At 72.5% G+C, this 11,026-nt stretch carries 8 protein-coding genes and 1 pseudogene; 4 read left to right on the top strand and 5 right to left on the bottom strand.

What is annotated here, in order from left to right; all coding sequences use genetic code 11:
* Positions 1-919 (top strand): ATP-dependent DNA helicase (locus AB0C29_RS16955; RefSeq protein WP_360821122.1); only part of this gene is annotated, 919 nt, incomplete at its 5' end.
* A gap of 114 nt (positions 920-1,033) precedes the next feature.
* Positions 1,034-3,781: a transglycosylase domain-containing protein gene (locus tag AB0C29_RS16950; protein ID WP_360821120.1), complete on the top strand. Its 2,748-nt coding sequence runs from the start codon at positions 1,034-1,036 to the stop codon at positions 3,779-3,781.
* A gap of 6 nt (positions 3,782-3,787) precedes the next feature.
* Here the strand turns inward: AB0C29_RS16950 and AB0C29_RS16945 are convergent, their stop codons facing one another.
* On the bottom strand, positions 3,788-5,062 hold the full coding sequence (locus AB0C29_RS16945; RefSeq protein WP_360821124.1) for an AI-2E family transporter: 1,275 nt from the start codon (positions 5,060-5,062) through the stop codon (positions 3,788-3,790).
* Positions 5,063-5,199: 137 nt separating this feature from the next.
* Here AB0C29_RS16945 and AB0C29_RS16940 point away from each other — a divergent pair, with 137 nt between their 5' ends.
* Positions 5,200-5,496 carry a co-chaperone GroES gene (locus tag AB0C29_RS16940; protein ID WP_212989171.1) on the top strand — a complete coding sequence of 99 codons (297 nt, stop codon included), beginning with the start codon at positions 5,200-5,202 and terminating at the stop codon, positions 5,494-5,496.
* 1,109 nt (positions 5,497-6,605) lie between these two features.
* Here the strand turns inward: AB0C29_RS16940 and AB0C29_RS16935 are convergent.
* Both AB0C29_RS16935 and AB0C29_RS16930 read right to left on the bottom strand, forming a co-directional pair.
* Positions 6,606-7,913, bottom strand: a pseudogene (locus AB0C29_RS16935) (PrsW family intramembrane metalloprotease); the annotation flags it as partial.
* 483 nt (positions 7,914-8,396) lie between these two features.
* Entirely contained in the window at positions 8,397-9,605 is a 1,209-nt protein-coding gene (locus AB0C29_RS16930; protein WP_360821118.1) for an FUSC family protein, read from the bottom strand.
* Between the two features lie 30 nt (positions 9,606-9,635).
* Between AB0C29_RS16930 and AB0C29_RS16925 the strand changes: the two genes are divergently transcribed.
* Positions 9,636-10,283, top strand: a complete 648-nt coding sequence (locus AB0C29_RS16925) for a metal-dependent phosphohydrolase (RefSeq protein ID WP_360821116.1) — start codon at positions 9,636-9,638, stop codon at positions 10,281-10,283.
* Here the strand turns inward: AB0C29_RS16925 and AB0C29_RS16920 are convergent.
* Both AB0C29_RS16920 and AB0C29_RS16915 read right to left on the bottom strand, forming a co-directional pair.
* Positions 10,267-10,536: a DUF4031 domain-containing protein gene (locus AB0C29_RS16920; protein ID WP_360545898.1), complete on the bottom strand. Its 270-nt coding sequence runs from the start codon at positions 10,534-10,536 to the stop codon at positions 10,267-10,269. The two genes, AB0C29_RS16925 and AB0C29_RS16920, sit on opposite strands and share 17 nt — an antisense overlap.
* On the bottom strand, positions 10,533-11,026 hold a 494-nt coding region (locus AB0C29_RS16915), incomplete at its 5' end, for a glycerol-3-phosphate dehydrogenase C-terminal domain-containing protein (protein ID WP_360821114.1). The genes AB0C29_RS16915 and AB0C29_RS16920, both read right to left, overlap by 4 nt.

Below are 11,026 nucleotides of genomic sequence, written 5' to 3'. Positions count from 1 at the left end.
GGCCTGGGACGAGAAGTCCGACCTCGGCAACGGCCGCCGCGCCCTGGTGGAGGCCCCGCTCTCGGTCGCCGGCACCCTGGCCACCAACCTGTACGACGAGCGCACGGTCGTCGCCACCTCGGCGACGCTGACGCTGGGCGGTCGCTTCGACTCGGTGGCCCGCTCGCTCGGGCTCCCGGCTCCGGCCCCGGTCCCGGCGGCCCGCTCCGGCGCCGGACTGTCCGCGGACGCGCCGCCGGTCTCCGGCGACGGCTGGAGCTCGCTGGACGTCGGCTCCCCGTTCGACTACCCCCGCCAGGGCATCCTGTACGTCGCCGCGCACCTGCCCCGCCCGGCCGCCTCCGGGCTGCCCGACCCCGCGGGTGAGGAGCTGCTCAAGCTCGTGGAGGCGCTCGGCGGCCGCACGCTGGGCCTGTTCTCGTCGCGCCGCGCGGCGACCCAGGCGGCCGAGCTGCTGCGTGCCCGCACCGATCTGCCGGTGCTGCTGCAGGGCGAGGAGTCGCTGCCGATCCTGGTCCGCAAGTTCCGGGAGCAGAAGGAGAGCTGCCTGTTCGGCGTGATGTCGCTGTGGCAGGGCGTGGACGTCCCCGGCGACGCCTGCCAGCTGGTGGTCATCGACCGGCTGCCGTTCCCGCGTCCGGACGAGCCGCTGGCCGCCGCCCGCGCCGCGGCCGTGGACGCCACGGGTGGTTCCGGCTTCGCCTCGGTCAGCGTGCCGATCGCCGCGGTGCGCCTGGCCCAGGGGGTGGGCCGGCTGATCCGCTCGACCGGGGACAAGGGAGTGGTCGCCGTGCTCGACTCCCGCCTGGAGACGGCCCGCGGCTACGGCGCCTTCCTGCGTAAGTCCCTGCCCCCGTTCTGGTACACGACCCGCCCGGAGGTCGCAGTCGGCGCTCTGCAGCGCCTGGCGAAGTCCTGACCGCCCGTACGGCTGCGACTACTTTCCTCCTATAAGCAACAAAACCACCGTCTCATCCGTCTACTGGTCAGGTGTTGATCGACACCGCCGTGGACGTCGAAGGGACCCCGCTTCATGACGGACGCCGCTGATCCGAAGCCGATCTCGCATCGCAGGCGTTTCAAACTGCCGCGGTGGGCCCGTCGTCTGGCCGCGGCCGGTGCCGTCGGCGCGGTGGCGATCAGCGCCGGTGCGGCGGGGTACGTGGCGAGCGTCGACCTGCCACCGGATCCGGTGCCGCCCCAGGCTTCCGTCCTGTACTACCGCGACGGTCGCACGGTGCTCACCCGCATCGGCGCCACCGACCGCACCGACGTCGGGCTGAGCCAGGTCCCGGTGCCGGTCCAGCGGGCGTTCCTGGCCGCCGAGGACCGCGGCTTCTACGACCACGTCGGCGTCTCGACCCGCGGGGTGCTGCGTGCACTGTGGGCCAACGTCTTCCACGACAGCGGTCAGGGCGCGTCGACCATCACCCAGCAGTACGTACGGAACGCCTACCTCACCCAGGACCGCACGGTCAGCCGCAAGGCCAAGGAGTTCGCCCTCGCGCTGAAGGTCGAGCACCGGTTCAGCAAGGACGAGATCCTCCAGCGCTACCTCAACACCATCTACTTCGGCCGCGGCGCGTACGGCATCCAGGCCGCGGCCCACGCCTACTTCGGCACGACGGTCGACCGGCTGACCGGCTCCCAGGGTGCTGTGCTCGCCGCGCTCATCAAGGACCCCACCCGGGGCGACCCGGCCGTCGACGCCGAGTGGGCGCAGGCCCGCTGGCGGTGGATCCTGCGGTCCATGACCGAGCAGGGCTGGCTGCCCGCCGGGGAGGCCGACCGGGCGAAGTACCCGGCCGTCGCCAAAGAGTCGGTCACCGCGAACAGCATCGGCGGCGCCGCCGGACTGGTCGCCGACCGGGTCGAGGACGAACTGGTGCGGGCGGGCATCAGCCGGCAGCAGGTGCGCACCGGCGGCCTGCGGATCACGACCACGATCGACTTCACCGCCCAGGGCGCGGCCTCCGACGCCATGGCCGCCGCGCTGCGCGGACAGCCCAAGGAGCTGCGGACCGCCCTGGTGGCGATCGACCCGGCCAGCGGCGGGGTACGCGCCTACTACGGCGGTGACCGTGGCCGCGGCTATTTCGACGACGCGCTCGCCGCCCGCCCGCCGGCCTCGACCATCAAACCGGTCGTCCTGGCCGCCGCCGAGGAACGCGGCATCGGCTTCCAGTCGCTCTACAACGGCAGCTCACCGCGCCTGTTCCCGAGCCGGCAGGGCGTGCCGCTCTACAACCAGCGCAACCTGCAGTGTCCCGTCTGCCCGCTCGACCAGGCCATGGTCCACTCGCTCAACACGCCGTTCTACGCGCTGGCCGAGCAGATCGGCCCGGACACCATCCGGCGCCTCGCCCACCGGCTGGGCGTGCCGGAGAAGTACGGCAAGCAACCGACCATGGTGGACGTCGCCGGCGATCCCGCTCCCGGGCGTACCCGCCCCGACATCGCCCTCGGCCGGTATCCGGTCGCGCCGGCCGACCTGGCCACCGTCTACGCCACCCTGGCGGACGGCGGCCGCCGCCGGGACCGGCACTTCGTCGAATCGGCCATCAACGGCAAGGGCGCGGTGCTGCACCTGTACGCGGCGAAGCCCGAGCGCGTGCTGTCCGGTGCCGTGGCCGCGGACGTGCAGACCGTGCTGTCCAAGGTGGTGGCCAAAGACGGCGAGGTCGCCGGGGTCGACGCGGCGGCCAAGACCGGTTCCCAGCAGTGGGGTGACACCACCGACTCGTCCGACGCCTGGACGGCCGGCTGGGCCCCCGGACTGGCCGCGGTGACGTGGATCGGCCGGGACAAGCCGGGACCCATCCGCGAGAAGAACGGCACCGCCATCAACGGCGACGGCATGCCGTACCGGATCTGGAAGTCCTTCCTGGCCACCGCCCTGCAGGGGCAGCCCGCCCGGGCGGTCAACCGCCCCTCGCACGTCGGCCGGCTGGAGACCACCGACCTGAGGTCGCTCGGCGCCGCCATCAAGGCGCCGGTGGGTGCGGTCTTCCAGGGGCCGCAGCAGGGCGACCAGGTCGACAAGTCCAAGGCGACCGGCTCGTGGCAGCAGCGGGTCGACCGGCTGACCAAGGTGCTCGACAGCTACGCCGCCACGGTCCCGGAATTCTCCGTCGCGGTCACCGAACGCCGGACCGGGCGCCGGTTCGACTATCACGGCAAACGGCAACAGGAATCGGCCAGCATCATCAAGGCCGAACTGCTGGCCGCGTTGCTGCTCAAGGCCCAGGATGCAGGCCGCAAGCTGACCAAGGCCGAGAAAGGCCGGGTGACGAAGATGATCCGGGCCAGCGACAACAACGCGGCCACCAAGGTGTTCAACGCGGTCGGCGGCGCCGACGGCCTGCGCGCGGCGGGTGAGCGGCTGGGCCTGACCGGCACCGACCCGGACGAGTCCTGGGGCCTGACCCGCACCACCGCGAACGACCAGCTCAAGGTGCTCGCCGCGGCATCGGACCCGGACGGGGTCCTGAACGAGGACTCCCGGGAGCTGATGCTCGACCTCATGTCATCGGTGAACGCGGACCAGAAATGGGGCGTCAGCGCGGCGGCCCTGCCGGGCGAGCACGCCGCGCTGAAGAACGGCTGGGTTTCCCGTACGGCCGAGGACAACCGCTGGATCATCAACAGCATGGGCCGGATCACCGGTACGGACACCGACACCGCCGTGGCCGTGCTGTCCCACGGCCACACCGACAAGCAGGCCGGCATCGACGTCGTCGAGCACGTGTCCGCGCTGACCCGCAGCTACCTGGGCTGGTGACGACGCTCAGGGTGCGGTGGTGGTGCCCCCGGCCGGCACCACGACAGCGTCCGGCGGCACCTCCGGACGTTGCCGGGCCAACCGCCGTACCCCGGTGTTGAGGACCGCGATCAGCGGGACCGCCACCAGGGCGCCGATGATCCCGGCCAGCACCACGCCGCAGGCGATGCCGATGATCACGACCAGCGGATGGATCGCCACCGCCCGGCCCATGATCAGCGGCTGCAGGATGTGGCCCTCGACCTGCTGGACCAGGATCACCGCGCCCAGCACGATCAGGGCGATCACCCAGCCCTGGTCGACCAGCGCGACCAGCGCCGCGACCGCACCCGACACGCTCGCGCCCACGATCGGGATGAACGCGCCCAGGAACACCAGCGCCGCCAGCGGGAACGCGAACTGGACCTTGAGAATGACCAGCGCCAGGCCGATGCCGGCGGCGTCGATGAAAGCCACCAGCACGGTCGCACGCACGTAGGAACCCAGCGTCGACCAGGAGGCGTCACCGGCGTCGGCCAGGCTCCAACGGGCGTTGACCGGGAAGAGTCGCACCAGGAAACGCCAGATCTTGCGGCCGTCCCGCAGGAAGAAGAACGTCGCGAAGAGCGCCAGCAGCGTGCCGGTGAGCACCTCGAACAGGGTGGCCGCAGTGGCGAACCCGGTCGCGGTCAGCGACGACGTGTTCGCGTTGATCCAGTTCTGGGCGGAGTCGATGGCCTGGTTGACCTGCTGGTCCGACAGGTGCAGCGGGCCGGTGCGGGCCCACTCCTGGATCTGCCGCACCCCGCTGATGGCCTTGTCGGTGAGCTCACCCACGCCGTCCACGAACTGGTTGACGACCAGCGTCAGGGTGCCCGCGACCGCGGCGATGCCACAGATCAGCACCAGGAAAGTAGCCAGCGACGGCGGCAGCCGGAACCGGCGCAACCAGCCGACCGCCGGCGACAGCAGCGCCGACAGCAGCAGGGCGATGGCGAGCGGGATGACGACGATGCTGACGATGCCGATGAAACGGAGCAGCACCCAGCCGACGACCCCGACGATGATGAGCCGCCACGACCAGGCGGCCGCGATCCGCAACGAATGCGGCACCTCGGCATCGTCCCGGCTCGACGTCGACCGATGATCAACCGGCGGATCCGGCGCCGGCAACTCGAACCCGACATCCCGATCGTCCGGCGCCGGATCATGCTCCGTACGCGCCAGCCGGACCGACTCGCGCCCGCTGTCGTACGCACGACGCAGATTCGCCCGGACTCGCTGCAAGCGGCTCAACCGCAGACCCCCTCGTCCGTCGTCACGCCGGTCCCACCGTAGTGCAGACGCGCCCCTGGACCCGCTCACCACCCTGGCCGGGCCGGGCGTACCGTCCTGTCGTGAACACCGACACCCGTACCGAGGCCGGGCTGCCCATCCGGATGTTGCACGACCGCGTCCTCGTCCGCCTCGACGGCGGCGACGGCGAACGCCGCTCCAGCGCCGGCATCGTCATCCCGGCCACCGCATCGATGGGCCGCCGCCTGTCCTGGGCCAAAGCCGTCGGCGTAGGCCCGAACGTCCGCTCCATCGTCGTCGGAGACCGGGTCCTGTTCGACCCGGACGACCGCGCTGAGGTGGAGCTGCACGGCAAGGAGTACGTGCTCCTGCGGGAGCGGGACGTGCACGCGGTTGCCGCGACCCGGGTCGAGTCGGACGGCACTGGGCTCTACCTGTAGGTCCGGCGGGCTTTGGGTCAGTGCTGCCGGGTCTCCGGCGGGGTGGGGTCGCCGGTGGCCGGGTCGGTGGACTCGGCCGGGTTTTGTCCCGGCTGGTCCTGGGTCTGGTGGCCCTCTTGCTGAGCTGGGTGGCCTTGGTTCTGGGCTTGTGTGGGGGCTGGGCCGTAGGCCGGTGCGCCTTCCGGCTGCTCGCCATAGCCGGGCTGTTGGCCGTGGGCGGAAGGCTGGCCGTAGGCGGCGGCCTGGCCGTGGTCCGGCTGCTGGCCGTAGGCGGCCTGACCGTGGTCCGGCTGCTGGCCGTAGCCGGCCTGACCGTGGTCCGACTGCTGGCCGTAGCCGGCCTGACCGTGGTCCGACTGCTGGCCGTAGCCGGGCTGGCCGTAGCCGGGCTGGCCGTAGCTGGGCTGGCCGTAACCGGGCGGCGGGCCATAACCAGGCTGGGCGTAACCCGGCTGCGAGCCTTGGCTCGGCTGGGCGTGACCCGGCTGCTCGCTGTAGCTCGGCGGGCCATAGCCAGGCGGCGGCCCATAGCCAGGCTGGAGCTGACCGGACTGGCCATGACCGGACTGGCCTTGATCGGGCTGCTGGCCGTAGCCGGGCGGCGGGCCATAGCCCGGCTGGGCATTACCCGGCTGCGAGCCGTAGCTGGGCTGGCCCTGCGGCGGACCGTAGCTGGGCTGGCCCTGGCCCTGGCCCTGGCCCTGGCCCGGCTGCGAGCCGTAGCTGGGCTGGCCGTAACCAGGCGGCGGCCCGTAGCCGTTGCCATCCGGCTGGCCGTAACCAGCGCCGTAGCCGGGCTGACCGGAGCCCTGATGTCCATAGCCAGGCTGCGCGGCACCAGGCTGGGTGTACCCGCCTTGACCAGAACCCGGCTGCCCATAGCCACCCGAGCCCGAGGCTGATTGCCCGTAGCCGGTCTGGCTCGGACCAGGTTGGCCATAACCAGCCGGGCCGTAGCCCGGCTGACCACCCTGACCAGAACCGCCATAACCCGCCGGACCGAAACCAACGCCCTGACCGGGACCGCCGTAACCCGCCGGACCGAAGCCAGGCTGGCCATAACCGGCCGGGCCGCCGTATCCGGGACCGGCCTGACCAGGTGCCGCACCGTAGCCAGGTGCGGCATAACCGGGAGGCATCCCGTACCCGCCGGCCATCGCCGGCATCGGGGGCAGCCGCACCGGCACCGGCACCACCGGCTCAGCCGGCGCGTTCACCGTGCGCGTCACCCCGTCCGGGAAGGCGATCTGGTAGCTGCTCCCGTTCCAGAACGCCTGCGGCATCTGCGGGTCCCGCCCGACGAACACCGACCGATAGCCCGAGATGGCCGTCAGCAGGCGCTGCTCCTCCTCGAGGGCCCGCTGCTGGTCGTCGGGACCGCCACTGTGCAGACCGCGCTGCATGCCGTCGCGCAGCAGCGCCAGCTTTGTTGATGCCGCCTGGAAGCCGCGCATTGCGCGTACCCCGGTGTCGCCGGCTACTCGCTTGGCCCATTGGCGGGCCGAGTGCCGGCGGCCCAGAGAGCCGAGCGTCGCCACCTCCGGCGGGGACAGCCAGCCGGCGCTCACGTAGCCGGGCAGGATGCGCTCGCTGAGCCGGCCTTCCCAGCTGCGCAGGGCGATGGCGAAGCCGACCACCAGGAAGAAGAACGGGACCATGAAGCCGAGGTAGCCGTACAGCATGATCAGGGTTTCGCCGGTGGCGACCGACAGGGTCGGCAGCAGGTTGAACGTGCCGTGCAGGATCATCGCGAGCAGCAGGCCCGCGATCGGCGCCAGCCATTTCACCCGGCGGTCCGCGGAGCGGGCGGACAGGCCCAGGCCGATGCCGGTCATCGCGGTGAACAGCGGGTGCGCGAAGCCGGTGAAGATGATCCGCACGATGAAGATCAGGAAGAGGTTCTGGATGCCGGTCGCCGGGCCGTACTGGTCGGCGCCCGACGCGTAGCCGTGGCCGCCCAGGTAGAGCACGTTCTCGACCATGGCGAAGCCGAGCGCGGACAGTCCGCAGTAGACGATGCCGTCGGTGATGCCGGACCATTCGCGGCGGCGGCGCCACAGCAGCAGGATCGGGCCGAGGGCCTTCATCGACTCCTCGATGAACGGGGCCACCAGCACCGCCACCAGCGCGTCGGGCAGGCCGATCTTGTCGAAGCCCCAGGCGGCCAGCGAGTTGACGCCGATCGCGACCAGGGTGGCCACGGCCGAGCCCCAGGCGAAACAGAAGATCAGGTAGCGGCTCGGCTCGGGCTCGTACCGGTCCAGCCAGAGGAAGCAGCCGACCAGCACCGGGACCGGCAGGATCGCCGCGCCCAGGCCGATGGCCAGGCCCTTCGGGCCGTTGCTGAAGCCCAGGATGATCAGCATCACGATCGCGCAGATCGCGATGAAGGTGATCACCAGGGTCAGCGGCACCCAGCGCGGAATCCTCGACCGCCGGCGCGGCATCTTGTCCAGGGCCGCGGGATCCGGCAAACCGACCGGCGCATCCGGCGCGACAGCGACCGCGCCGGCAGCCGCGTCACCCCCGCCCGAACCCGAACCGACCGAGCCGGAACCAGCGGAATCCAGACCGGCCGAACCGGGACCGGCCGAACCGGACCCGGCCGAACCGGAATCGGAACCGGCGCCGCCGGAACCGGCCTGGGCAAGGGCAGCCGAGCCGGAACTGGCGGAACCAAAACCGGCCGGAGCATGACCGGCCGGAGCAGGACCGGCCGGGCCGGAAACCGGCGCAGCGGGATCCGGCGCCGGGGAGGCCGGAGCCGCGGAGGTGGGTGCCGGGTCGGGCGACCCGCCGTGAGCTACGTCGGCCATGTCGCCCAGCGTAGCCACCCGGACCGTGCCGGGCAGGCCCGCGGCGGCGGAAAGAGGATCAAGAGCGGAAAAGGGCCGGAAATCTCAGGACGGGCCGCGTCCGGAGCCGCCGGGCCGGGACCGGCCGGCGCTCTTGCGGGCGGTACGCCCCCGCGCCTGCCAGCCGACAGCCCGCCGCACCAGCCGGGGTGCTTCCGCGTACTCGATGCCGGTGGCCCGGAGCAGGTCCGAGACCGTGGTCCGGACCTGCGCGACGACCACTCCGCCGGAGAAGCCGACACCCTCGTCGTACGCCCGGCCGGATTCCGCGGCCGCCCGCAGCGCTCGTTCGCGGGTGGCGATCGGCTCGGCGCCCTTGGCCCATTCCTGGCGCAGCAGGTCCACCGCGTCGCCGAGCAGCGTGATCGAGGTCGGCAGGCATTCCGGGATCTGCTCGCCGTCGCCCAGAGCCGTCATCACCCGCCGGGCCAGGACGCGGACGTTGCGCAGCGCGTACGTCACGTGGTCGGCGCCCTCGACGTACTGGCTCAGGGCGCCGCGGGCCCGCCAGCGGGCCGGGGCGAAGGCCACGTTCTCGCTCGCCGCGGTCGCGGCCTGGTCGAAGCCGGTGAAGTTCGCCTCGGCGGTACGCAGCTGGTCGAGAGCACCGCCCACCGCGCCGGCGTCACCGGACTTGAGGCCTTCGGCGATCGCGTGCAGGCCGTCCGCGAGCGCCTGCAGTGCCGGGTCCGCGGCCCGGCGGATCACCGTCAGCGGGTTCAGTGGCAGCAGGACGGTCATGACGGCCAGGCCGACCGCGCCGCCCACGAGCGCGTCGAAGAAACGGGTGTACGGCAGGCCCGTTCTCGGTGTCGTCAGCGTCGCGACCAGCACCGCGGACGAGGCGGACTGCACCACCAGGGGCGTACCGCCGCCGACAGCCGCCGCGGCGGTGATCGCCAGGACCACCACCAGGCCGACCTGCCACGGTCCGGTGCCGATCAGCAGGATGATGCCGTCGCCGATGCCGATGCCGATGGCCACCCCGACGACCAGTTCGACGGTGCGCCGGGCGCGCTGGCCGACCGACGAGGCGAGGGTGATGACGGCGGCGATCGGCGCGAAGAACGGGCTGGGCCGGCCGATCACGTCGTGCGCGATGAACCAGGCGATGCCGGCGCCCAGTCCGGCCTGTGCGGCGAGCGGGAAGCCGGCCCGTACCCGGGACCAGCCGGCGCCGATCCCGGACCGGGACCGGCCGCGCAGCTCGGCGAGAACCGCGGCCAGCCCGCGCTGCGACTCCACGTCGGTCATGGTGCAGACCCTAACCGCAGGCGTGTCAGGATGACCGTCGTGACAAATCTTGTGCAGCGGTGGGTTGCGGCGGCCCGGGGTGCCGGGGCGACCGCCGACGACGCGGATCTCGGCGCGGCCGGTGAGTACCTGCTGACCCGCTGGTCGGAGCCGCAGCGGCAGTACCACACCGTGGCCCACCTGACCGCGGTCCTCGACGTCATCGACCGCTACGCCGAGCTGGCGCCGGGCGCGGACCGGGTGCGGCTCGCGGCCTGGCTGCACGATGCGGTCTACGACCCGCGGGCGCTCGGTGACGCCAATGAGCGGGACAGCGCCGAGTTCGCGGCCGGGTTGCTGGCCACGCTGGGGGCACCGGACGAGGTGGCGGCGGAGGTGGCCCGGCTGGTGGGGCTGACCGCCGGGCACGCCACCGAGGACGACGATCCCGACGGCGAGCTGCTCTGCGACGCGGATCTGGCCATCCTGGCGAGTGACCCGGACGCGTACGCGGCGTACACGACCGCCATCCGCCGGGAGTACGCGCACGTGCCGGACGACGCCTTCCGCGGCGGCCGGACCCAGGTGTTGAAGGCCCTGCTGGAGCTGCCGTCGATCTACCGGCACGACCCGTTGCGGTCGGCGTGGGAGGACAAGGCCCGGGCCAACCTGGAGGCCGAGCTCAAGACCCTGAGCTGAGGTGCTTGGGCCGGCGCAGACCGGCCGCGCGCAGCCGGGCGGAGACCTCCCGGGAGCGGACCAGCGTGGCGCCGAGCCACAACGCCATCGGGAAGCGGACGTCCGGGATGTCGTAGTGGTCCCGGTCGAACGCGCGCCGGGGTGCGCCCAGCATCTCCGCGAAGGCGTGCAGCTCCGCGTACGAGACGTCGCTGACCAGGTGCGACCAGAGCCGCCCGCGGGCCGGCCAGCGCGGCTCGTCGACGAGGATCAAAGTTCCACTTCGAGCAGGTCGGTGCCGCGGTCGGCGGCGTAACCCCGTACGTCGGGCACGCCGAGCCGGGCGGCGTCGGCGGTGAGGTCGTCGGGCATCTTCTGCGACTGCCGCTCGGCCTCGACCCGGGCCAGGTAGTGCTCGATCTCCCGGGAGCGCACGGCGGCGTCCCAGCCGAGCGCGTCGCCCATCACCGCGGCGGCGTGGGCAGCGGTGTCGGCGCCGCGGTGCGGGGTCTCGAACGAGATCCGGGTGCGGCGGGTGAGCACGTCGTCGAGGTGCAGGGCGCCCTCGGCCTGGGCCGCGTACGCGACCTCGGCGGCGAGGTATTCGGGGGCGCCGGCGAGCGGGGTGGCCAGCGCCGGGTCGGCCTCGATCATCGCCAGCAGGTGGACGGTGAGGGTGCCGTACCGTTCCAGCAGGTGCTCGATCACCCCGGCGGTGACGCCGTGCCGGCGGGCGATGTCGAGCCGGTCCCGCCAGGCGGCGG

Origin of the sequence: Actinoplanes sp. NPDC048791 (assembly GCF_040650095.1) — a bacterium.
Classification (GTDB): Bacteria; Actinomycetota; Actinomycetes; order Mycobacteriales; family Micromonosporaceae; genus Actinoplanes.
Note: the sequence above shows the minus strand (reverse complement) of the source record. Positions and strands in the feature narration are given on the sequence as shown.

What these genes read in the sequence shown, in the direction of transcription:
- AB0C29_RS16950 (WP_360821120.1), top strand. Translation starts at nt 1,034, where the DNA reads ATGACGGACGCCGCTGATCCGAAGCCGATCTCGCATCGCAGGCGTTTC.
- AB0C29_RS16940 (WP_212989171.1), top strand. Translation starts at nt 5,200, where the DNA reads ATGTTGCACGACCGCGTCCTCGTCCGCCTCGACGGCGGCGACGGCGAA.
- AB0C29_RS16930 (WP_360821118.1), bottom strand. Translation starts at nt 9,605, where the DNA reads ATGACCGACGTGGAGTCGCAGCGCGGGCTGGCCGCGGTTCTCGCCGAG.
- AB0C29_RS16925 (WP_360821116.1), top strand. Translation starts at nt 9,636, where the DNA reads ATGACCGTCGTGACAAATCTTGTGCAGCGGTGGGTTGCGGCGGCCCGG.